Origin of the sequence: Tenebrionibacter intestinalis (assembly GCF_016632365.1) — a bacterium.
Classification (GTDB): Bacteria; Pseudomonadota; Gammaproteobacteria; order Enterobacterales; family Enterobacteriaceae; genus Tenebrionibacter; species Tenebrionibacter intestinalis.
On record NZ_JAEPBH010000008.1, the window covers coordinates 20814 to 43862 of the forward strand.

General features: G+C 53.8%; 25 protein-coding genes. 13 read left to right on the plus strand and 12 right to left on the minus strand.

The window, feature by feature from the left end; genetic code table 11:
* Positions 1-128 precede the first annotated feature (128 nt).
* The 4 genes from panE to JJB97_RS04375 all read left to right on the plus strand — a co-directional run bounded on the left by panE (position 129) and on the right by JJB97_RS04375 (position 2319).
* The gene (gene panE / locus JJB97_RS04360) at positions 129-1043 is read left to right on the plus strand and encodes a 2-dehydropantoate 2-reductase (RefSeq protein WP_238712673.1); all 915 of its coding nucleotides are present in this window, start codon (positions 129-131) and stop codon (positions 1041-1043) included.
* A 71-nt stretch (positions 1044-1114) separates the two neighbouring features.
* Positions 1115-1261: a hypothetical protein gene (locus JJB97_RS04365; protein WP_238712675.1), complete on the plus strand. Its 147-nt coding sequence runs from the start codon at positions 1115-1117 to the stop codon at positions 1259-1261.
* Between the two features lie 383 nt (positions 1262-1644).
* Positions 1645-1974, plus strand: a complete 330-nt coding sequence (locus tag JJB97_RS04370) for a DUF1971 domain-containing protein (RefSeq protein ID WP_238712678.1) — start codon at positions 1645-1647, stop codon at positions 1972-1974.
* A 12-nt stretch (positions 1975-1986) separates the two neighbouring features.
* Complete coding sequence (locus JJB97_RS04375) at positions 1987-2319, plus strand: DUF1869 domain-containing protein (RefSeq protein ID WP_238712681.1); 333 nt, start codon at positions 1987-1989, stop codon at positions 2317-2319.
* Between the two features lie 45 nt (positions 2320-2364).
* On the opposite strand, the gene JJB97_RS04380 is transcribed toward JJB97_RS04375, so the two are convergent.
* Together JJB97_RS04380 and thiI are read right to left on the minus strand one after the other, a co-directional pair.
* Positions 2365-3681, minus strand: coding sequence for a flotillin family protein (locus JJB97_RS04380; RefSeq protein ID WP_238712684.1), 1317 nt, complete (start codon positions 3679-3681; stop codon positions 2365-2367).
* Positions 3682-4029: 348 nt separating this feature from the next.
* On the minus strand, positions 4030-5478 hold the full coding sequence (thiI, locus tag JJB97_RS04385; protein ID WP_238712687.1) for a tRNA uracil 4-sulfurtransferase ThiI: 1449 nt from the start codon (positions 5476-5478) through the stop codon (positions 4030-4032).
* A gap of 326 nt (positions 5479-5804) precedes the next feature.
* Between thiI and xseB the strand changes: the two genes are divergently transcribed.
* From xseB to dxs, 3 genes are read left to right on the plus strand one after another with little or no spacing between them, the layout of a single operon-like run.
* The gene (gene xseB / locus JJB97_RS04390; RefSeq protein ID WP_238712836.1) at positions 5805-6047 is read left to right on the plus strand and encodes an exodeoxyribonuclease VII small subunit; all 243 of its coding nucleotides are present in this window, start codon (positions 5805-5807) and stop codon (positions 6045-6047) included.
* On the plus strand, positions 6047-6946 hold the full coding sequence (gene ispA, locus JJB97_RS04395; protein ID WP_238712691.1) for a (2E,6E)-farnesyl diphosphate synthase: 900 nt from the start codon (positions 6047-6049) through the stop codon (positions 6944-6946). Before xseB ends, ispA begins: the two co-directional genes overlap by 1 nt.
* A 21-nt stretch (positions 6947-6967) precedes the next feature.
* The gene (gene dxs, locus JJB97_RS04400) at positions 6968-8830 is read left to right on the plus strand and encodes a 1-deoxy-D-xylulose-5-phosphate synthase (protein ID WP_238712693.1); all 1863 of its coding nucleotides are present in this window, start codon (positions 6968-6970) and stop codon (positions 8828-8830) included.
* 684 nt (positions 8831-9514) lie between these two features.
* On the opposite strand, the gene pgpA is transcribed toward dxs, so the two are convergent.
* From pgpA to nrdR, 6 genes are all read right to left on the minus strand, one after another.
* A complete protein-coding gene (gene pgpA / locus JJB97_RS04405) occupies positions 9515-10033 on the minus strand; it encodes a phosphatidylglycerophosphatase A (RefSeq protein WP_238712698.1) in 519 nt (172 codons plus the stop codon).
* Positions 10011-10985: a thiamine-phosphate kinase gene (gene thiL, locus JJB97_RS04410; RefSeq protein ID WP_238712701.1), complete on the minus strand. Its 975-nt coding sequence runs from the start codon at positions 10983-10985 to the stop codon at positions 10011-10013. The genes pgpA and thiL overlap by 23 nt, the downstream gene beginning before the upstream one ends.
* Before the next feature lie 59 nt (positions 10986-11044).
* On the minus strand, positions 11045-11464 hold the full coding sequence (gene nusB, locus JJB97_RS04415) for a transcription antitermination factor NusB (RefSeq protein WP_238712704.1): 420 nt from the start codon (positions 11462-11464) through the stop codon (positions 11045-11047).
* A 19-nt stretch (positions 11465-11483) separates the two neighbouring features.
* Positions 11484-11954 carry a 6,7-dimethyl-8-ribityllumazine synthase gene (ribH, locus tag JJB97_RS04420; RefSeq protein WP_238712706.1) on the minus strand — a complete coding sequence of 157 codons (471 nt, stop codon included), beginning with the start codon at positions 11952-11954 and terminating at the stop codon, positions 11484-11486.
* A gap of 110 nt (positions 11955-12064) precedes the next feature.
* Positions 12065-13174: a bifunctional diaminohydroxyphosphoribosylaminopyrimidine deaminase/5-amino-6-(5-phosphoribosylamino)uracil reductase RibD gene (gene ribD / locus JJB97_RS04425; protein ID WP_238712709.1), complete on the minus strand. Its 1110-nt coding sequence runs from the start codon at positions 13172-13174 to the stop codon at positions 12065-12067.
* A 5-nt stretch (positions 13175-13179) separates the two neighbouring features.
* A complete protein-coding gene (gene nrdR / locus JJB97_RS04430; RefSeq protein WP_238712712.1) occupies positions 13180-13629 on the minus strand; it encodes a transcriptional regulator NrdR in 450 nt (149 codons plus the stop codon).
* Between the two features lie 142 nt (positions 13630-13771).
* Between nrdR and JJB97_RS04435 the strand changes: the two genes are divergently transcribed.
* Positions 13772-14350 (plus strand): DUF3251 domain-containing protein, encoded by a 579-nt coding sequence (locus JJB97_RS04435; RefSeq protein WP_238712715.1) that lies wholly within the window; start codon positions 13772-13774, stop codon positions 14348-14350.
* Positions 14351-14833: 483 nt separating this feature from the next.
* Here JJB97_RS04435 and JJB97_RS04440 read toward each other — a convergent pair whose 3' ends face one another.
* Positions 14834-15784, minus strand: a complete 951-nt coding sequence (locus JJB97_RS04440) for a hypothetical protein (protein ID WP_238712718.1) — start codon at positions 15782-15784, stop codon at positions 14834-14836.
* A gap of 30 nt (positions 15785-15814) precedes the next feature.
* Positions 15815-16021, minus strand: a complete 207-nt coding sequence (locus JJB97_RS04445; RefSeq protein WP_238712844.1) for a hypothetical protein — start codon at positions 16019-16021, stop codon at positions 15815-15817.
* 388 nt (positions 16022-16409) lie between these two features.
* On the opposite strand from JJB97_RS04445, the gene JJB97_RS04450 reads away from it, so the two are divergent.
* The 5 genes from JJB97_RS04450 to JJB97_RS04470 all read left to right on the plus strand — a co-directional run bounded on the left by JJB97_RS04450 (position 16410) and on the right by JJB97_RS04470 (position 19780).
* Entirely contained in the window at positions 16410-16682 is a 273-nt protein-coding gene (locus JJB97_RS04450) for a hypothetical protein (protein WP_238712721.1), read from the plus strand.
* A 253-nt stretch (positions 16683-16935) separates the two neighbouring features.
* The gene (locus JJB97_RS04455) at positions 16936-17463 is read left to right on the plus strand and encodes a Mor transcription activator family protein (RefSeq protein WP_238712724.1); all 528 of its coding nucleotides are present in this window, start codon (positions 16936-16938) and stop codon (positions 17461-17463) included.
* A gap of 1 nt (position 17464) precedes the next feature.
* Positions 17465-18079: a hypothetical protein gene (locus JJB97_RS04460; protein ID WP_238712727.1), complete on the plus strand. Its 615-nt coding sequence runs from the start codon at positions 17465-17467 to the stop codon at positions 18077-18079.
* Between the two features lies 1 nt (position 18080).
* Positions 18081-18674, plus strand: coding sequence for a hypothetical protein (locus JJB97_RS04465; RefSeq protein WP_238712729.1), 594 nt, complete (start codon positions 18081-18083; stop codon positions 18672-18674).
* A gap of 410 nt (positions 18675-19084) precedes the next feature.
* Positions 19085-19780, plus strand: coding sequence for an outer membrane protein OmpK (locus JJB97_RS04470; RefSeq protein ID WP_317980877.1), 696 nt, complete (start codon positions 19085-19087; stop codon positions 19778-19780).
* Between the two features lie 431 nt (positions 19781-20211).
* Here JJB97_RS04470 and secF read toward each other — a convergent pair whose 3' ends face one another.
* Complete coding sequence (gene secF / locus JJB97_RS04475) at positions 20212-21183, minus strand: protein translocase subunit SecF (RefSeq protein WP_238712731.1); 972 nt, start codon at positions 21181-21183, stop codon at positions 20212-20214.
* Positions 21184-21193: 10 nt separating this feature from the next.
* Positions 21194-23041, minus strand: a complete 1848-nt coding sequence (secD, locus tag JJB97_RS04480; RefSeq protein ID WP_238712733.1) for a protein translocase subunit SecD — start codon at positions 23039-23041, stop codon at positions 21194-21196.
* Between the last annotated feature and the right edge of the window lie 8 nt (positions 23042-23049).

Sequence of the window (23049 nt, forward strand, 5' to 3'; positions counted from 1 at the left end):
CCGACAACGTATACTATACGGCCTGTAACCGCTGACGTATCGGAACGCGAATGGCTATTTACCCCTCCAGCCCCCGCCCGTTGGCGCTATGTCCATACGCCTGATGTCATAAAGGCGGGGGAGGATCAATGAAAGTTACCGTACTGGGCTGTGGCGCTATCGGGCAACTCTGGCTGGCCGCGCTTGCCAGGCAAGGGCACGAACTTCAGGGGTGGCTACGCGCGCCGCAAACATTATGTCATGTGAATGTGACCGGCGCCAACGGCATGAGATTCCAACAAGACTTGCCTGCCAACAGCCGTGAATTTCTGGCAAACAGCGATCTGCTGCTGGTCACGCTTAAAGCGTTCCAGGTTTCCCTCGCAGTTAAGCAACTCGCCGCTACGCTGAACGCCTCATGCCCCGTGTTGCTGATGCATAACGGTATGGGAACGGTCGAAGAATTACATGCTCTGCGCCAGCCGCTCATTCTCGGCGTAACCACTCAGGCCGCACGCCGGGAGGGCAGCGCGATAATACACGTTGCATCCGGCATAACCCATATCGGGCCGGGCAATGAAGCCGGACACGCTCACGGCGGGCTTGCCGGCCCGCTACAGCATGCGCTGCCAGACGTGACCTGGCATGACAATATCAGCGCCGCTAGCTGGCGTAAACTGGCGGCCAACTGTGTTATTAACCCGATGACTGCCGTGTTCAACTGCCCTAACGGAGAATTACGCAACCGGGCCTGCGATGTCAAAACGGTCTGTAACGAGGTGGCGCGCGTTATGCAACGTGAAGGCCACCCCGTCACCGCAGACGACCTGTTAAATTATGTCTGGCGCGTGGTGGACAGCACCGCTGAAAATATCTCATCCATGCTCCAGGACGTGCGTTCGCAACGGCATACGGAAATTGATTATATCACCGGTTACCTGCTACGCCGCGCTCGCGCTCACGGCCTGAGCGCACCGGCTAACGCCCGTTTGTATGAACAGATAAAACGAAAAGAGCGAGCTAACGCCCGCATCAACGCGGCTTGCTCCCCCCTGCGGAAGTAAGACAATCAAAACCGTTGCCATAACTGGCCGGCGGGTTAACGGCAGTTACATCGTTATCGCGCGGTTGGACAGTGTTCAGGCGAAAATTTAACTGCCTGTCGCCGGTGCTGGAAAAGCAAAGCGAGGCGACATACGGGCATCACGCCAGCCACGATTATTACCAGGGTAATAACGCGTGGGCGCCGACGCAGGGGTATAACGGCCCCACTCCGGCGTAGCGCCACGTTTTTTTTAAACACAGTACCCCTTTTTCGTCTAACGGGTACTCACAGGAGGTATTGCTGACGGAGCGACCCGGGCGCATGCTGCTTACATAAACGGGGCGCGGCCCAGTGAACGGCGTTTAGTCTTCCTGTTTCGCAGCACGGATTTTCACCCTGGCGCGAAAAAACAAAACTATATTTCCACTTCCAGTATCTCCGCCCGGGCTGATTTGCCGTTTGTTAGCCAAACGCAATACGGAGTATGCTGTGCGGGCAACCCTTCAGCTTTACCGCCCCGCTTAAGTCTGAAACGGCTCTCTACGCAAGCGCCGGATATATTATACAGACCACCATGCCAGGGCTGGCGGCGTCTGCGTTATCAATCAATGAGGTCAGTCATGCAACGAATCGTTATACCTGCCCACTACGTGCATACGCGCACTACGCCTTTCTGGACAAAAGACACTGCGCCCCCCTCTATCTGGCAGCGACACCTGGATGCGGGCACGCGCCAGGGCGTTTACCCACGCCTGAGCGTTATGCAGGGAGCGATACGCTATTATGGCTATGCAGATGAAACCAGCGCCGAACCTGTCGATACGCTGACCATTGAAGCCGGGCAGTTTGGCGTTTTCCCGCCTGAAAAATGGCACCGCATTGAGGCCCTGACCGACGATACGCTGTTTAACGTTGATTTTTATGTCGACCCGGCCATCCTCACCGAATAAAGGAGCGTCATCATGACCGATGAAAATAAAGGCTATGCGCTGGAGCTGACCGACATCGGCACCCGGCAAAAACAGGAAAAAGTTTATCTCAAGCCCATGTCGCTTTATATCCCGGAAGCTGGCGCAAAAGCGGTAGCCGAGCTGATAGACGGCCTGCCCGGCGCAGGCGAAAAGGGCGTCACGCTGACGGTCACTAATAAAAACAACGGGGTATCCGTTGATAAAACGTTTACCTCGCTAACCGCCTTGACCGATAAAACCACGGCCGCCGACGCCGTAAAAGATCTGATCAATATCGTACGCGGCTACGATACAGATGAAGATACCAACGTCTGCGGCTGGTAAAACCGCACTGCCGGGACACGGACTCCCGGCCTGCCGCCGTTAAGGCTATTTATCCCCGGCGCCCAGTTCCAGGCTTAAATCCCGCGCGGCCTTAAGGCTTAAAAATTCCATCATGGACATAGCGGCATTATTGCTCTGGCCTGCGCTTGCGCCGGTCACGACCTGCGGCACCCAGTTACCTTTGTAATTCTCCATTGCTGAGGCAAAACGGTCTACTGAATGCTTATAGGCTTCCAGCTTCTGGCTAAGGGCGCCATCGGCCTCCATCATTTTGCGCTTATAGGTGGCATCCGCTTCGGCGCGCAATAGCTGGGCATCCCTGTACAATGAGGCGGTCACTTTCTCCTGTTCCGCCACTTCGCGCTTCTTATTGGCTTCAATGATGGCCACATCTTTATCCCGCTGCGCCTCTATTTTCTGAATTTCCGCGATCTTACGCGCATTTTCCGTCTCTTCGGCAGCGCTGGTTTTTGCCTTCCACTCGGCCTCTGTCGCCTCAGCCTTCCCTTTCTCTTCTGAGGTCTTTCTGTCCTGTTCGGCTTTTTTCGCATTCAGGGTCGCAACCTGAATATCCGACGCCGCGGCGAACAGCGCATCCACACGCTGCTGCACTTTAGGTGAATAGGAGATATTGTTGGTGGTGAAATTTGACAGCGACATGCCGTATTTCGTTAACACCGACTCTTCCTGACGCTGTAGCCCACCCGGCGATCCCGTGTCGCGAATAGGTTCGGCCACTTTGACCATTTTCACTTCTTTGGTGAATTCATCTTCCATACGCACATCTTTCGTCACCACATCATAAAGTCCGTTACGAGCCTGATCTTCAATCAGCTTAGGCAGTTCCGCACGCCTTGACATAAAGCTCTCAATCGACGACATCAGCGGGCCGGACATATAAATAGAACGCTCTACCGTTTTTTCAATCAAACCTTTCATCACATTATTATGTGTTGAAAACATCTTATGCAGCGTTTTTATCTTTTCCTGCTCTAAAGGATAATCATAGCGAATAGATCCGCTAATCCAGGCTTCGCCGCCGTCGTTAAAAGTGATTTTTAAAGCGTCATCCTCTTCAGCTTTATAGGCCGAAACCTGAGACGGATCGTTAGGATCGACCGGCTGGTTAAATTCCAGCACACCGGAACGCGGGTAATAGGTCACAATCCCAAATAGCTGAACCTTAAGCCCAGGTTCAGTATGTATAGTTAATTTTCCGGACAGCGGCGACTGAATAACGCATATATAACCTGCCGGCACGTTCTCAAACAGCGCCGTGGAACTATAGAGACTGCCCGCCATTGCTGCCAGTAGCACAGCCGCTCCCACCTTTTTTTTAAGAGAGATATTTTTAAAATCCATATCAATGTCCTTATTTAATAGTTAAACTCCATTACTCCTTCGTAATATAAATAAAAGCGTTTCTGGAGAATAAATAGCCAATAAAACAGTTGATAATATTACATTAATGAAAGTGAATAGCTTCAGAAAAATCGCAGAAATGAGACGGGTTATACGGTTAAAATAAATAATCAGAAAAAAACCAATAAATCTTACGAATAACAATTCCTGTAAATTACGTAATAACGGCATCCCGTTATAAAAAAGTTATTCCTCAGGCAATGTCGGGACTGAAAGAGGCAGAAATAAGCGTCGCGCGGAGAATATTCGCCGGGAACCGCGTCTGCGGCCCCGGCGATAAAAGTTCGATTACGGGCGGTATACTTTCACGTTGGTAAACCCCTGCTCGCGCAGATACAACGCCTGTAAGCGGCTCATAACGCCACGCTCACACCACAGCAGCCAGGTCTTGCTCTGATCAAGTTCGCCAAACTGCGTACTGAGTTTATAAAACGGCAGCGAAACCACCTGTACGCCATCAATAACCAGCGGCTTTTCATCCTGTTCATCAACAGAACGGATGTCCAGTATTACGTCATCGGCGCCAAAGCCATTCACGGTTTCCACTTCCACCACATCCTGCGCGGTCTGCTGAGCAATTTCACGAATATCGAGATTATTCGCCTGCGCGACCACCTGCTCCAGAATGCTGAAATCAAATTTCTGCTCTTCCGCTTCAATACGCGCTTTTACTGCCTTCACCGTTGGGCTTTTGGAAATCACGCCGCAGTACTCAGGCATCGTACGGGCAAAATCTTCCGTGCCGATCTTACGCGCCAGACTGATGATATGTTCTTTGTCATAAGCAATCAGCGGACGCAGAATCAGCGTATCGCAAACATTATCAATCAGACGCAGGTTGGTCAGCGTCTGGCTGGACACCTGGCCCAACGCCTCGCCGGTCACCAGCGCCTGCACGCCATAGCGTTCAGCCACTTTCGACGCTGCGCGCACCATCATGCGTTTAAGCGCCACGCCCATCTGGCCGTCGTCAATTTTTTCCAGGATTTCACCAACGACAGGTTCAAAATTGATCGCCACAAAACGCACGCGGTGCGAACTGCCGTAGCGGCTCCATAAATAATGCGCCGCCTGCCGCACGCCAATTTCGTGCGCCGCGCCGCCAAGATTAAAAAAGCAGTAGTGTACGCGGCAGCCGCGGCGCATCAGCATATAGCTGGAGACGCCGGAGTCAAATCCGCCGGAAATCAGCGACAGCACATCTTCCTGCGTGCCGATGGGGAAACCGCCAATACCTTCGTGGCGATCTTTCACTAACAGCAGGCGATCGTTTTCAATTTCCAGATTAACGGTCACCTCGGGGCGCGTCAGTTTCACCTTCGCGGATTCAATATGCTGGTTCAGGCCGCTGCCTACATAGCGTTCCACCTCAATAGAGGTAAAAGCATGCTTTCCCCGGCGTTTTACGCGTACACAAAACGTTTTCCCTTCCAGCCGATCGCGATAAAGCGCCAGCGCCTGTTCGAAAATATCGTGTACAGAACTATAGGATGTATCTTCCACGTCGAGAATATGATGAATGCCGGGAATACGCGTCAGCGCGTCACGAATGGCCGGGCGCTGCGCTTCATCTCTGGCGCGCACTTCGATGTGATCCCAGTGGCGGACCACGGCCAGGCTCTCATCAAAGGGTTTCAGTACATTGCGGATATTCCCGGTCAGAATTTTTATAAAGCGTAAACGAACAGACTGGCTTTTAATTGTGATTTCCGGGAACAATTTAATGATAAACTTCATGGCGACTAGTAAAGGTTCGTTGGTCAGCCATGTCTACAATGATCGCTGGCTGAAAAAAGTAGTAGTACACAGGCCAGAAAAGCGTACCTGCATCCGGGACGCGCAAGTATATCACCATCCCTGTGAGACTGCTCACATAACGACAGGCACCGCCCTGCGTTCATTCAGGACGCGACATATCGCCGTTAAACAGTACGCGGCGTTTGCCTCACAGCCACGCTCAACAGGCGCAGGCCCGCGCGGCGAAAGAATGAAGGGGGATGTTTGAATATCATTTTATCTCCGTTACCATGACGGATTCGCGAAAACGACAGCACAGAGCCATCATGCCGAAAAAGAAAGAAAGCCCGGCCAGCTTCGAGAAAGCGCTTGCGGAGCTGGAGCAGATTGTCAACCGTCTTGAAGGCGGCGATCTCCCCCTGGAAGAAGCCCTGAACGAATTCGAACGCGGCGTGCAGCTTGCGCGCGAGGGACAGGCGAAATTGCAGCAGGCGGAGCAGCGCGTACAAATTCTCCTTAGTGACAGCGAAGAGGCGTCGCTGACGCCCTTCACGCCGGACGCCCAGTAATGAATTTTGTCGCTTTAATGCAGGCCCGCGCCGAGCGGGTCAATCAGGCGTTGCTCCGCTTTATCACGCCGCATGCCCTTCAGAATACACGCGTTGTTGACGCCATGCAGTACGGCGCGCTGCTGGGCGGCAAGCGGCTGCGCCCGTTTCTGGTTTACGCAACGGGCGAAATGTTTGGCGTAGAGCTACAAACGCTGGATATCCCCGCCGCTGCCGTAGAGTGCATTCACGCCTACTCGCTGATTCACGACGACCTGCCCGCGATGGATGATGATGCGCTGCGCCGCGGCCAGCCCACATGCCATATAAAATTTGGCGAAGCTCACGCCATTCTTGCCGGCGACGCTCTACAAACGCTGGCATTTTCTATACTAAGTAACGCCCCTATGTCCGGTGTAGAAATTCAACAGCGTCTGGCCATGATTTCCGAACTGGCTCAGGCCAGCGGCATTGCAGGCATGTGCGGGGGGCAGGCGCTGGATCTGGCAGCCGAGGGCCAGCGCATTACCCTGGAGATGCTTGAGCGTATTCATTCGCTGAAAACCGGCGCGCTCATTCGCGCCGCGGTGCGCCTGGGCGCGCTGAGCGCAGGCGACAAAGGGCGCCGTGCAATGCCCCTGCTGGATATTTATGCAAATAATATCGGGCTGGCATTTCAGGTGCAGGACGACATTCTTGACGTAGTGGGCGATACCGCCACCACGGGTAAAAGCCAGGGACGCGATATGCAGCTTGGTAAAAGCACCTACCCGGCGCTGCTGGGGCTGGAGCAGGCCCGGAAAAAGGCCCAGGATCTGTGCGCAACGGCGCTGGAAGCGCTTGGCGAGCTGCAACAGACCGCTCTGGATACTTCAGCGCTGGAAGCGCTGGCGCATTACATTATCAAGCGTGATAAATAAAATATACATAACGAGTTCCCGATGAGTTTTGACAACGCCAAATACCCAACGCTGGCCCTGGTTGAATCAACCCAGGAGTTGCGTCTGCTGCCCAAAGAGAGCCTGACGAAGCTGTGCGACGAGCTGCGTCGCTATCTGCTGGACAGCGTCAGCCGCTCCAGCGGACACTTTGCCTCCGGCCTTGGCACGATTGAATTGACCGTCGCGCTGCACTACGTCTATAACACGCCGTTCGACAGACTGATCTGGGACGTCGGCCATCAGGCCTATCCGCACAAAATTCTCACCGGTCGCCGCGACAGAATAGGCACTATCCGCCAGAAAGGCGGCCTGCACCCGTTCCCGTGGCGCGGCGAAAGCGAATACGATGTGCTGAGCGTCGGCCACTCATCCACCTCCATCAGCGCCGGTATCGGCATTGCCGTGGCGGCGGAAAAAGAGGGAAAAGACAGGCGCACCGTATGCGTTATCGGCGACGGCGCCATTACTGCCGGTATGGCGTTCGAGGCCATGAACCACGCAGGGGATATCCGCCCGGATATGCTGGTTATCCTCAACGACAACGAAATGTCGATTTCCGAGAACGTCGGCGCGCTCAATAACCACCTGGCGCAGCTACTTTCCGGCAAGCTCTACTCCAGCCTGCGCGAAGGCGGCAAAAAAGTCTTCTCTGGCGTTCCCCCGATTCGCGAACTGCTCAAACGCACCGAAGAGCACATCAAAGGTATGGTGGTGCCGGGTACGCTGTTTGAAGAACTGGGCTTTAATTACATTGGCCCGGTGGACGGCCACGACGTGCTGGCGCTTGTCAGTACGCTTAAAAATATGCGCGATCTGAAAGGCCCGCAGTTCCTGCACGTCATGACTAAAAAGGGTCGCGGCTACGAGCCTGCAGAGAAAGATCCCATCACCTTCCACGCCGTGCCGAAGTTCGATCCGAGCAGAGGCCTGTTGCCGAAATCCAGCGGCGGCCCGCCGACCTACTCAAAAATCTTTGGCGACTGGCTGTGCGACGTAGCTGAGCGCGACGAAAAATTAATGGCTATCACCCCGGCCATGCGTGAAGGTTCCGGAATGGTGGAATTTTCACGCCGATACCCCGATCGCTATTTTGATGTAGCCATTGCCGAGCAGCACGCCGTCACCTTTGCCGCAGGCCTCGCCATCGGCGGCTACAGGCCGGTAGTGGCTATTTACTCTACGTTCCTGCAACGCGCCTACGATCAGGTGATTCATGATGTGGCTATCCAGAAGCTGCCCGTGCTGTTCGCTATCGACCGCGCAGGTATCGTCGGCGCTGACGGCCAGACTCACCAGGGCGCGTTCGATCTCAGCTTCCTGCGCTGCATCCCGGATATGGTCATTATGACGCCCAGCGACGAGAATGAATGTCGCCAGATGCTGTGGACTGGTTACCAGTACAAACAAGGCCCCTGTGCCGTACGCTACCCGCGCGGTAGCGGAACCGGCGCCGCGTTGACGCCGCTGGAAGCTCTGCCCATTGGCAAAGGCGTTATCAAACGCGAGGGCGAAAAGCTGGCTATTCTGAACTTTGGCACGCTGCTGCCACAGGCGCAGGCAGTAGCCGAGCGCATGAATGCGACGCTTGTGGACATGCGTTTTGTAAAACCGCTGGATGATGCGCTGGTACTTGCGTTGGCCGCGCGCCATGACGCGCTGGTAACCCTTGAGGAAAATGCCGTGATGGGCGGCGCGGGCAGCGGCGTTAACGAACTGCTGATGGCCCACCGCCGTACGGTGCCCGTACTTAATATTGGCCTGCCGGACCGCTTTATCGCGCAGGGCACACAGGAAGAAGCGCGCGCCGATGTCGGCCTGAGCGCAGACGCTATGGAAACGCGTATCCGCGCCTGGCTTGCCTGATTTTCCTTTTCGCTCCTGCTTAGGTTGTTAATCAACTTCGACAGGTGCGAATAAAAGGCGCTCCCATCCTTCAGGAAAAGCGCATATCGCCATCCTGACCGGGCCTGTATCCTCCCTGGCATACCGGGCTAACCATGCCCGGTCGCCGCCTGAAAGAGCAGCCCCCTTCATAAAAAACCTGAAGGACGTAATGCCAGTCAGCCAAACGCGCTTTTAGCCTGTATGGGAGGGCTGACGCCCGCTAAAACCGGCAAACCGCAGGCGAAGGCGAGGAGCGCGCGCCGGGATGGCGGGCTAAGGCGAGACGGGAGGACGGGCGGCGAGCGCGCCGCAATAAGGGAGGCGTCAGGGTTATCGCCAGCCAGACGATTTATCGCAGGGGCTGTCCCGCGTCTGGATACTGCGCCCAATTGACGACGGCCTGATTCCACCGGGCATATATGATGTTTATTCGTTGCAAATTCATCGCCGCAATTACGGCATACCGCTTCGCCGGTTCCGGCGAAGCGCGCAACATTCCACACTGTAAGAATACGCGTTATGTCGGCAAAATTGTCTCTGTTAGCATCGCTATTAAGTCTCAGTATGCCTTTCTTACCAGAGAACGTTTATCGCGTCATACAGGCCGTTGCCAACAAACTGCTGCATGAAAAAGAGCGCTGGCGCCCTTTTTCATCAACAAAATCAATTCATCAACCCGATTGGCCAGTGATAGCTTATCAGCCAGATAAGCCCTGCCGACAGCACGCCGGCGATGATGTCATCAACCATAATCCCCATGCCGCCGTGAATATTTCTGTCAAACCAGCGGATTGGCCACGGCTTCCACATATCCAGAATACGGAAAATCACAAAGCCTGCCGCCACCCAGCGCCAGTCATTAACCGGAATCGCCATAAGCGTAATCCACATGCCGATAAATTCATCCCAGACGATACTGCCGTGATCGTGCACCTTCATATCCTTCGCCGTGCGGTGACAGATATAAACGCCAAGGCAGATACCGAACATCACGACCAGGGAATAAAGCTGCCACGGTAAAAAAGTCAACAACCACCAGAAAGGGATAGCCGCCAGCGAGCCCGCTGTGCCCGGCACCACCGGGCTAAGCCCGCTGCCAAAGCCGGTTGCCAGCAAATGCCAGGGGTTGCGCATATTAAGGCGGCGTTTCGCCTGCGCGCTACTGCTCTGTAAAGTGGTCATAGCCTTTCAGTTCCACGGTTACCGGTTTATCGTCCATGCTGTAATTCAGACCGCCCGCCGCCGTTATCCGGCCAATACAGCGCCAGTCTACGCCAAGGTTGCCCAACGCCACGTCCAGCGCGCCGCGGTTACGCTCCGGCACGGTGAAGCAAAGTTCGTAATCCTCTCCCCCGGCCAGCGCCCAGTTGAGGGCCTGCTCGTGCGATACGCAGGCCGTCAGCGTCCCCGACAGCGGCAGCCGCGACAGTTCAATTCGCGCGCCGCAGCCGCTGGCCTTTAAAATATGACCAAGATCCGACGCCAGGCCATCGGAAAGATCGATAGCGCTGCTGGCCAGGCCGCGCAGCGCCTGCCCCTGCAATATTCGCGGCGTCGGATGCAGATGGCGGCTAATAAGATACTCAGCCTGCCTGCTGTCGCAGACCTGCAATTTCTGTTGCAATATCGCCAGCCCCGCTGCGCTGTCGCCCAGCGTGCCTGTAACGTAAATCCAGTCCCCCGGCTGTGCGCCGCTGCGCCTGAGCGCGCGCCCAACTGGCACAAAACCGTGGATCCCAAGCGTCATCGACAGCGGGCCGCGCGTGGTATCGCCGCCGATCAGTTGCATATCATAATAGCTAAGGCGTTCAAACAAACTGTCGCTAAAGGCCTCCAGCCAGCTCTCATTTACCTCAGGCAGCGTCAGAGACAGCGTCAGCCACGCAGGATCGGCCCCCATAGCAGCCAAATCGCTGAGGTTTACCGCCAGCGCTTTGCAGGCCAGATCGCGCGGATCGATATCCGCCAGAAAGTGGATACCCGATACCAGCGTATCTGTACTTATCGCCAGCCACTGCTTATCAGGCACGGCCAGGAGCGCGCAGTCATCACCAATACCGGTAACCACGTCGCGCCGGGCATTAGGAAAGCGGTCAAAGTAGCGGGAAATCAGCGAAAACTCACCGTTTGGCATAAGCGTGCGCCTCTGGCTGAAACAGAAGAAAAGAAGGCCGGCTAATCCGGCCTCAGGCGTTATTTTTTGCGGGGGCGAATATGCGGCGCAGCCTTGTCCAGCACACCGTTGACGAACTTGTGGCTGTCTTCTGCGCCAAAGGTTTTCGCAAGCTCGATCCCTTCGTTGATAGCCACTTTATAAGGCACATCGTCACGCTTTGCCAGCTCATACAGCGCAACGCGCAGCACCGCTTTTTCTACCTGTCCCAGTTCTTCAAGCTGGCGCGACAGGTATGGCGACATCAGATCGTCGAGATACTTGCTGTTGGTCGCCACTCCGCAGAGCAGTTCACGAAAGTAGGCAACGTCAACGTCTTTGACGTCCTGTTCCGCCAGAAACTGGTATTCAACATCGGCAATATCGTTCCCGGATAACTGCCAGGAGTAAAGCGCCTGAACGGCACACTCACGGGCGCGGCGGCGAGCAGCAGGTTTCACAGAATTCCCCTTACTATTTTCAAGCCCTGATGGCTTTCAGTACATTAATCATTTCCAGCGCGGTCAGTGCAGCTTCCGCACCTTTATTACCCGCTTTCGTGCCGGCGCGTTCAATAGCCTGCTCAATACTTTCGGTAGTCAGCACGCCAAAGGCAACCGGGATTTCACTATCCTGCGCTACGTTAGCCAGGCCGTTGCTGGCGCCGCCTGCAACGTATTCAAAGTGGGCAGTCCCCCCACGAATGACCGTGCCCAGCGCGATAACCGCGTCATACTTACCGGTTTTCGCCAGCGCGCCTGCGGCCAGCGGCAGTTCATATGCTCCCGGCACCCACACCACGGTAATATTGTCGTCTTTCACCTGACCAATACGCTTAAGGGCGTCAATCGCGCCTTCCAGCAGGCTGTCATTGATAAAGTTATTAAAACGCGCGATGGTGATGGCGACGCGAGCGTCAGGAGCGGCTACGTTAGCTTCAATAATATTCATACGTAATCCTTAAAAGGGTTCAGTTAGCCCCGCAGGGGGGCGGATTCTACCATAATCTTTTGCACGCTGCTTACGGTTTTCGCCGCCGCACGCAGGCCTTGCGTAACCGCTCAGTCGTATGCAGGCGTTAGCGTAACGCGCAGATCCGGCCCCACGCGACGCACGTCGCTAAAAGTCAACCGGGGCGCGTCAGCAAGGCGTTCAAGCCCCGGCAACTGGCACAAACCGCGGGCGTCGTTGCCCAAAAGCATCGGCGCCATATACACCAGTAATTCATCCACCAGCCCCGCCTGTAACAGCGCGCCGGCAAGGCCTGCGCCAGCTTCCACCCACACCGAATTTACCTGACGCTTCCCCAATACCATCATCAGGGCAACCAGATCCAGTTGGCCGCCGCGTTCCGGCAATAGCAGTTGCTCCACGCCTTCAGGCCAGCGCTGCGCATCGGCCTGCGCGCGCGCAAGCCAGGTCTCGCCTGGCTGGTGAATCAGCCGGTGCTGCGGCGTAACACGGTTGCGGCTGTCGACCACCACGCGCACAGGCTGGCGTAGCGCCTGCTGCGGGTAACGCGCGCGAGTCCCTTCATCAAGCTCGCTCCAGCGCACCGTCAAGGCCGGATCGTCTGCCAGCACGGTGGCGCCGCTGCTGAGGATGGCGGCGCTTTGCGCGCGCAGGCGCTGTACATCACGGCGCGATTCAGGCGACGTTATCCACTGGCTTTCGCCGCTGGACATGGCGGTGCGCCCGTCAACAGACGCGCCCATTTTCACCTGTATCCACGGAAACCCGGTACGCATGCGTTTAAGAAATCCGCGATTGAGCGCCTCAGCCTCCTCCATCATTAACCCGTGGCTTACGGCAATACCTTTTTCGCTCAGGCGACGCAGGCCACGCCCGGCCACCAGGGGGTTAGGGTCCTGCATTGCGGCTACAACGCGGCTGACGCCTGCGTCAATTAACGCCTCGCAGCACGGCGGCGTACGCCCGTGGTGGCTGCATGGCTCAAGCGTGACATACGCCGTCGCGCCGCGGGCTTTATCGCCCGCCATACGCAGCGCATGCACCTCCGCATGCGGCTCCCCGGCGCGGTAGTGAAAGCCTTCACCGACAATCTCGCCGTCGCGCGCAATCACGCAGCCTACGTTAGGGTTAGGGTGAGTGGTAAAACGGCCGCGGCGCGCGAGCTGTAACGCACGCGCCATATAGATTTCATCCTGCATAGGTGTTAATCCTGTAAACGGGCAATCTCTTCGCCGAATTCGCGGATATCTTCAAAACTACGGTAAACCGAGGCAAAACGAATATAGGCGACTTTATCGAGTTTTTTAAGCTGCTCCATCACCAGGTTACCAATCTGCTTGCTGGGTACTTCACGCTCACCTGTGGCGCGCAACTGGGACTTGATATGGTTAAGCGCCATTTCCACATCGTCGGCGCTGACCGGGCGCTTTTCCAGCGCCCTGAGCATACCGCTACGCAGTTTGTCTTCATTAAACGGCTCGCGGATATCGTTACTCTTTATCACGCGCGGCATCACCAGTTCGGCCACTTCAAATGTGGTAAAGCGTTCGTGGCAAACCAGGCACTGGCGACGGCGACGCACCGATGAGCCTTCTCCAACCAGACGAGAATCAATGACTTTGGTATCCCCGGCCTGACAAAATGGGCAATGCATAGCGTTACCTGAAATAAAATTAAACGGTACTTAGTTTACTCCCGAACCGGCGGGACTACAAAACACCGCACGCTTTGAGATAAAGAAACAAGGCATTATCCTTAACCGGTATCCATTCACTGAACCCAGGAAGACATTTATCATGGCAAGGCAAAAAGTGATGTTTTTTCTGGCAGGCGGACTGCTGACTTCTGCCGCCTGCGCCGCGCAGGCGGCAGAAGTCGGCCAGGTCGCCCGGCAGGTCAACGCGCTAAATCAACAGATGGAGCAGCTTAGCCAGCAGGCTATTAAGCTAAAACAGCAAAACGCGCTAAACGCAAAATCCACCACTGGCGTCTATCTGCTACCCGGCTCACAAACGCCGGCACAGTTGAAAAGCCAGTTAGGTATGCTGCAAATGTCGTTAACTCATCTCACCGCCGTTGCGAACGGCGCCCGTGCAACGCTGAATATCCAGGGCGATAACAGTGGACCGCTGCCCGCCTTCACCGCGCAGGTGGTCTGGGGGCAGATTACCGGCACAACCGACAGCTACGACGAAGTGAATACGCACTCGCTTACGGTTAGCGCGCCAGCAAGCATTCTGGTACCCAGCGATGTCGCTATCCCGCTGGACATGCCGGGCATCCAGCCCGGTCAGTTGGGCTTTGTACGCATTCACGCCATCCAGCCAACGGATGCCAACTGGCAAGCCCCGCCACGTTCCCCTTTCAGCCAGTAATGGCCCTCTTCGCACCTGCGGGTGCGAAGCCTTCCGGCCGCCGGTTCCCATCGCCCTGAACCTGAACAAATTCAGCAAAAGCGGTAGAAGCGCGCCGTTTTGTCATTCACAGCCGTGAACGCAATCGATCACTTACGTAATATTTTGTGAACAGAGGCAGTCGCGTAAAAGGAATTTCTATCGGCGTTGCCTGGGGCTATCCTCTGCGTTAACGACGTAAAACGCAGGTTTTTATAACCCGGGCCAGCCGGTTAATTATTCAATACAGTGGCAACTTATTAAAAAAATGATGTTATCGGCTGGCGCGGCAATCGCTGATTAGACGTGAGATAAATACAAGGTATCCGTGAGATAATTATGGGACGTTAGGGGAACATGAGGGATTTCATGGTAGGGTTTTCTGTAAAAACGTTTCAATACTTGAAACTCGCTACGGACTCACAATTTCGAGCCGGAGCGAGTTAAAGTGAGTTCGCCGATACGCTAGGAATCTTGTCGCGAATGGTCGGCATTCATGTGTTCAATTTCATCCCGAATCCAGTCATCAGGGCCAATTTCTCGGTAGCCCGGAAGGTTAAATCTATCACGTAAATGCATTATTCTTTCTTGAATATCATCAAGAATACCAGCCATATACCCTGCATGCACGATTCCAGAAGTTTCTGTATCGTCTGCAAGTGTTGAAAACCCATTGTTGATGCTCATTAAAGCTGAAAAGGCACCAACTTGTAAGCCAGCAATTTCTTGCTTGATATGGACTATTTTTTCTTCCGGTGTTTCACGTTGTACCCTAACGCGAAATTTATCTTCAAGTTCTGTTTTTTCATCAATTAAACGATGTACCTTTGCTTTTTGTTCGGCAAGAGATTGGCGGTTAATTTCAAGGTCGGTTTGTAAGTCGGCTTTCTCTTTTTCATGCTTCGAAATCAACTCTTCTGCCAGCTCGACAAATGCAGCTTTATCACCTTCTTTTGCCACCTCGATAAGGGCACTTTTCTGATCGTCCGGCAGACGGCGGAACTGGCGTAATTCGCGGTAGCCGATACCCATGCGGGACATGGATTCAAGAGCTTCTTCACCGAAGGCGGTAAGGTTGGCAATATCCAAATCTGCCTTATCAACGGATATTCCTAGAACATTACAAAACTCATCCCATGTGCCCGAAAACTCCGAACCGTTCGGTGCCTTCTTGCCCTTTAGATTGCGATACAGCTTATTTTCTTTAACAAATGCCAGTTTAGAAGTCCGAACCGTTCGGGAAAATTGCTCAAATGCATCAGCCATCTGTGCCTGGCCTAGTAACTGGTTCAGCAGATCACGTTCGTCATTCATCTGGCTGCTGACAGTAGTCATCAGGTTCTGGGTGGCTTCCAGTTTAGGGTTTAGCGTCACGTCAGGAAGTAAGTTAGGTGTTGGTGATTTTTTTCTAGCCATGAGGTGTACCTATTTTGTTCAGTGAAAAAGTTAGTTCGTTGAGGGGATACCACGTTTATACAGTTCGCGACGCAACAAACGTTTAATCCACCCAGCTTTATTGTCATCGCCATCCTCTTTCATTGCCTTGGATAGACGCTCAGAAAGTTCAGCATCAAGTCGAAGCTGTACCACCAGGCGCTCCATCGGTTTCTCTTGAGTTGATACGGTGTTCCGACGGTATGTGGCAAATATCATTTCAAAATTCCTCGGTTTATTAATTCCTTACGTAATGTTCGCTTCATCCATCCAGCTATAGAGTCGTCACCATCCTGCTTTCTCGCCTCTTCAATGGCGTCTCTTAGCTCATTATCTAAACGTAACTGGAATGGTGCGCTGGCCTTCTTTGTACTCTTTTGTGTTGACATGTGAATTGTACCTAATTACATTTAAGTTGTCATTTGATTGTATATCACATCGAATGACAAAAACAACAAGGCCCGACTGTGCGGGAACACAAGCCGGGCCTCTGACCACCACCGTTAATAAGGCTAACGACAATGGCTACAAACAAGTTTAACCATTCCAGCACAACAAACCAAGTTGGTGTGAGCAGTTCACTCTTGAGTAACCGGAGGGCTGCAAAATGAAAGCTACCGCTAATTTCAGAGCCTGCCCTCATGAGTCTCAGGGAACATCATGTGACATTCTGTTCATTAATGTGGATGCACCAAGCAATGAAATATGGGAAGCGGCAAGCAGTCGTCTTGATGCTGTCCGTCGCTTGAATGATGAACTGGCCGCCGCTTCTGGCGAGAAGGCAAGCCAGACATCTCTGGCTTTAGTCAACAGTATATTGTTGTCAGACGTGACCGCGATGGTTGATTTGCTGGGTGACAGGCTGTGTAAGCATGAATGATTAGTTAGATGCCATAATAATCTCCCCACCACAGCCCCTCTGTCGAGGGGCTTCTTTATATCTAAAGTACGTTAAAAAACATCCTCACCCCAAAGTCATATTCTTAATTCACGTTAGCAACCAGCGCTCAAATGCTCTGTAAGCCGTTTTGAGGTGCTATTGGTACATGTTCCAGTTTGTTACCAGTGAGGCACCTCATAAAGCTTTATAAAGGCTTTTTTGCGCACATCTTTACCGTTACCGGGGGGTGATTATGATTACAAGAGAGGGACTGTACGCTTCATCTGATACTTTGGGGGCAATGGGCGACGCTATCGAAGCGCTTTTAATAGACAGGGGGAATTCACAGCAACAGTCCTGCGGTGCAGCTAATCGTATTGTTGTGGGTATCTCGGACAGGCTTGGTGGTTGTCAGGGGTATATGCCAGAGCACCGTGAAAAAGCGCCTAAAGCCGTTTGCTTCCTGCATGAGCTGACTGAATCTATTGAGCAGGCATTAGAAACCATACCTTACTTTTGTTCACAGGCCGAAATACTCTCTCCCGCTATCACTGAGTGTCTCAGAAAAACGTTTTCCGGGGGGAATATTTATATCCCTATGGGGGCATCAAAGAACACCTTCGACAGGAATGCAAAAGTACTGGCTGATTTCTATCAGGGTACTTCTATCTTTGAATTATCTAAAAAACACAGGCGTTCCATTCAGTACATTTATCAGATTATTGCCGCCGAACGTAAGAAAAACAAAGCACAGCGCGATATGAAACAAGGGCAAATTTAAAATGACAGATATCAATATTGGTAACTGGAGAACAGTTGAGATATTCCGGGCGGGAACACATACCGCGATGGCGGGACAGGAAATAAGCTTTTCCGGCGAGGATATCGACAACATGGCTGCGGCCTATAACGGTTATCGCCGCGCGGGTTATGGTGCGCCGCTGTGTCTGGGGCATCCGGCCAGTAACAGCCCCGCCTATGGCGAAACGACCGGACTGATAAGCAAGAATGGCAGGCTTTTCGCACTGGTAAAACCGGATGATACCCTGCTGGGGCTGGTACGCTCAGGGCGTTACAAGAAAGTGTCTGCGTCATTCTATAAACCCGGCGAGGCCAGCAACCCGGCTGGCACCGGAGCCTGGTATCTTCGCCATATCGGTTTTCTCGGCTCACAGCCGCCAGCCGTTAAAGGGCTGGAGCAGGTGGAGTTTATGGAAAGCGCTTACCCGGCCTGTTTTGGTCACAATGAATCACACGTTTATTTCTCAGAGTTCGACGGCATAGCTGATAGCCAGAGAGCAGCGCAGCACCTTTTAATAAAGGATGTGAGCGAAGCCTGCAACGTCTCCTATTCCGAAGCGCTCACCCTCACCACACCTTTTATCTGGAGTTATTAAAATGAAACCTGTTATTTCCCTCATTGAAGCACTGAACGCCGTTAAAAATAACCTTACCTCCCTGAATGAGCAGAAAGAAAAGCTCTCTCGTCGCATTAGTGAGATTAACGGCGAAATAACCGCATTACAGGATATGCCGTTATCGCTTAATGACTACTGTTCCTTTATTCCTGAATATATTGAGCGATTCGGGCAGGAAGAATACCAGTCGTTTAAATATGCCCTTTGTAACTGTTCCGGTAATGAAGGGAACTCTGAGCAATGGGGCCGTCTGGAAAATGATTATGGCGACATTTCCGGTCTGCGCCGTCTGGTGGGGCTGGGTGGAAATCTCTCCCCGGCAGATACCGGGATGGCGGTTATGCGAAAGCTCTGCTTTTTCTTCCCGGAGGTGGTCGCCACCCGCCTGACCGAAGCGCTCAAAAAGGATAAAAGCGTGGCATGGGGTAATGACAAACTTCCCTCGCTGGCAGAGCGCCGTAAGACCGTGGCGGCACTGGTCAGCGAACGCACCGGGCTTGAAAGTGAACTGGCAGCCGTCAGCGAAGAAATTGCCGGGATTACCGGAATCAGTGGCCTGTCCCTGACCGAATGACGCCTGTCGAACCACTCACTACCGGAGTGAACCATGAGAAATAATGCATCTGTCGAATGGTCGTCTGTCAGTCCTGTAAATATGAATTCAGTGCGTGAAGACCGGAGCATATTAGATCCACCAGGCAGATATGTTTTGCCGCCTGACAGGGCTACAGAATCCGATGAATCATTGCCGGAGTAAAATATAAGCAATAACTTTTCTGTTGGTGTGATGATTATCGGCAGTAGCTTCCGTTCCGCCGTCAGCTTAAGCTGTCCATTCCTGAGATTAAAAGAGCGCTGGAAGCTATCCTTGCCCGTAAGCGCCGGGTTGCTTACGACTGATAATCTGTAATTCCTTTGCAGTATCTGAAAAGCCGCACCGTGTCCATTTATCTCACGGATTGAAGCTTATTTATCGCGCGGTGGATCAAATCGCGCTTTCCGGTTCTTTTAACGCAGGAATATGAAACCTTCGCCAGAAAAGGCGCATTTGATTTCTATGGTTATACCGATGCCCTGCGCTTCTTCGGCGGCGGCGGCAACGCTCGCGGCATCCGAAACCACGGTTCCCCGTTGTTTATGGAAATTGAGCCGCGTCTGTCTTTTGACAAACTGACTGGCGCGTTGGGCCGTTTAAAGAGTGCTGCTTCGCTAACAACTACGTTTATGACATGGGTCGTAACAGCGCCAATCTGGTATATGGGGCTGGATACCGACATTGATACCGGCCTGCCGGTGGGCCTGCTTGTAAACGTTTATGCCAAATACCAGTGGGAAAATTACGGCGCGGCTAACGAAGTTAGCTGGGACGGCTACCGTTTAAAAGTGAAATACGTTGTGCCGATGAGCGAACTGTGGGGCGGCAAACTGAGCTATGCGGGCTTTACCAACGTTGACCGGGGATCAGACCTGGGCGTCCTGCCAAACCGCACCAGCTATTCCATTGCCTCCAGCCATATCCTGTCGCTGAACTACAGCCACTGGCGCTACGCGTTTGCGGCGCGTTATTTCCACAACGGCGGCCAGTGGGAAGATGGCGCGGGCCTGAACGTCGGCAAAGGCGATTTCAACATGAAGTCTACCGGCCAGGGCTATTATCGGGTGGCGGGTTACAACTTCTGACGCCAGAAAGCCGTCCTGAGGCGGTGGATGGATTTCTGGCCGAACCACGCAAAAATCAAATTGATATGCATAAAGCGGGCAATCCCTTATTGTTGCCCCCTTTTGTTAGCAACCGGTGTGAAACCGCCGGGTTCTTTTTTTATCCTGCAATACTAAAAACGCCGGCAACGTGCGGGCGTTACGCCTGGCAACCTGAGCGTAATGCCCGTCAGTAAAACAGCTAACGGGCTGTTTTCCAGGCCTGGCGCAATAACAGAAACGCTCTTTTACCACGTTGCAAAGAGCATCGTTGCGGTTAATGAGGCTGTTCGCCCGTCCAGCGCGCATAAAAAATCCGGAAATGGGTGAGCATTTCCGGATTTTTACATAACCGCAGGAGGGTTCAAACCTCCTTAACTGACTGATATTACAAAGTGCGATTTTTCAATCAGTTACGGCAGAATAGACGGCTGATCCGCCCCTTCTTTTTCAACTTTCTGCTGCTGGATGTGTTCACGCTTCATCCCCAGCTTCAGCGCCAGCGCGGATGCCACGTAAATAGAAGAGATAGTACCAATCGACACCCCAATGAGCATCGCCAGCGAGAAACCTTCCAGCATCGCGCCGCCGAAAATGTACAACATCAGCACCACCATCAGCGTGGTTCCGGATGTCATCAATGTGCGGCTTAGCGTCTGAGTCAGAGAGACGTTGAAGATTTCATAAGAAGTGCCGCGGCGAATTTTGCGGAAATTCTCACGAATACGATCCGACACCACAATACTGTCGTTAAGCGAGTAACCTATTACCGACATCAGCGAAGCAATAATGGTCAAATCGACTTCGATATGGAACAGCGACAGCACCCCCAGCGTAATCACAACATCGTGCGCCAGCGCCAGAACAGCGCCAAGAGCAAGCCGCCACTCGAAGCGAAAACCGACATAAATGAGGATACAGATAAGCGCCACCAGTAACGCCATGCTGCCTGCCTGCGCCAGATCCGCGCCCACGCTCGGGCCAACAAACTCAATGCGCTTCACAGCCGCATGCTGGCCGGTCGCCTCGTTAATAATACTCAGTACCTGGCTGCCCAGCGCCTGGCCGCCGGTTTCGCCTTGCGCTGGCGGCATACGCACCATCACATCGCGGCTGCTGCCGAAGTTTTGCAACTGCGGATCGGCAAACCCTGCTTTTTCAAGCGCGCCACGCATGACGTCCATTTCCGCCGGTTTCTCAAGGCTTATCTCAATGACGGTGCCGCCGGTAAAATCCAGCCCCCAGTTAAAGCCGCGTACGCCGATAATAATGACCGACGCCAGCAGCAGCAGACCGGAAAGGGTAAAGGCCACGTTGTCCCAGCGCATAAAGTCATACACTTTACGGCCATGATTGAGTTGTTCAACGGTATATTCCTGTGCCACAACTCACTCCTTAAATAGACAGCTTGTTAACACGCTTGCCGCCGTACAACAGATTGACGATGGCGCGTGTGCCGACGATAGCGGTAAACATTGACGTTGCCACACCGATAGCGGTAGTAATGGCAAATCCCTTAATAGAACCGGTCCCGACGGCATAAAGAATGATGGCGGTGATAAGCGTCGTCAGGTTGGCGTCAATGATGGAGCTGAACGCGCCCTTATACCCTTCGTGGATAGCCTGCTGCACCGAACGACCGTTCTTAAGCTCTTCCTTAATACGTTCGTTTATCAGCACGTTAGCATCCACCGCCACCGCAAGGGTGAGTACAATGCCGGCAATGCCCGGCATTGTTAGCGTAGCGCCAGGCAGCAGCGACATTACGCCGACAATCAGCACCAGGTTAGCAACCAGCGCCGTCGTCGCGATAACGCCAAATTTCTTATAGAAGAACACCATGAAGATAACAGAGGCAACAAGGCCCCACAGGCATGCTTCCAGTCCCTGTTTGATGTTCTGCATCCCAAGCGTCGGCCCAATGGTGCGCTCTTCAACAATCTGAATAGGCGCAATCAGCGCGCCTGCACGCAGCAGCAGCGACAACTGGCGCGCCTCGTTGGCGTTTTCAATACCGGTAATGCGAAAGCTGTTGCCCAAACGCGACTGGATATTCGCCACGTTGATGACTTCTTCCTGCTTTACGAGAACCGCACGGCCGTTAGCGTCTTTTTTGCCGCTGTCTTTATATTCGACAAACAGCGTCGCCATCGGCTTACCCACGTTGTCCTTCGTAAAGTTGGACATAATGTTGCCGCCCGCGCTGTCCAGAGAGATGTTCACCTGTGGCAGGTTGTACTCATCAGCGCTGGAAGTGGAATCGGTAATATGATCGCCGGTCAGGATGACGCGTTTGTACAGCACAACCGGGCGCCCCTCGCGCGTTTGCTTCACCTCTGAATCACCCGGTACGCGGCCAGAAGCGGCAGCGGCGGCATCGACGTTGGTGTTCACCAGGCGGAATTCCAGCGTTGCGGTCGCACCCAGAATCTCTTTTGCACGCGCGGTATCCTGAATACCCGGCAGTTCAACCACAATACGGTCGGAACCCTGGCGCTGCACCAGCGGTTCAGCGACGCCGAGCTGGTTAACGCGGTTACGTAGGATATTGATGTTCTGCTGAACAGCATACTCGCGCGATTCACGCAGGCGATCGTCAGACATCACGGCGCGCAGCGCATTACCGCCCTGGCGGCTCACCACCAGATCGCGATGGCGCGGCTGCAGCCAGTCAATTGCGGCGTCGCGGGTTGCCGCATCGCGAAAAGCCATATCCACACCGTAATTACTGGCTTTACGGACATTGCTCCAGGGGATGCCCTTTTCGCGCAGGTCGCTGCGCAGGCTATCCATAGTCTGCTCCTGAAGTTTGCTAAGCGCCGTCTCCATATCCACTTCCATCAGGAAGTGAACGCCGCCGCGCAGGTCAAGGCCCAGCTTCATCGGCTCAGCGGCGATGGCTCGCAGCCAGCCAGGCGTTGCGGGCGCAAGATTGAGCGCCACCACGTATCCGTCGCCCAGCTTGCCAAGCAGCGCTTCACGCGCCCGTAGCTGAACGTCGGTAGAATCAAAGCGCGCGAGGATAGCCCCCGCTTCCAGCGCCACAGATTTAGCGGGGATATTTTCTTGTTTTAAGGTGTTCTGTACCTGGATCAGCGTCTGCTCACTGGCGGCGACTCCGCGCACGCCAGTGACCTGAACAGCCGGATCCTCACCATACAGGTTGGGAAGCGCATACAGCAGACCGACGATAAGCACGACGATAAGCATCAAATACTTCCACAAAGGATAACGGTTTAACACGGCAATTC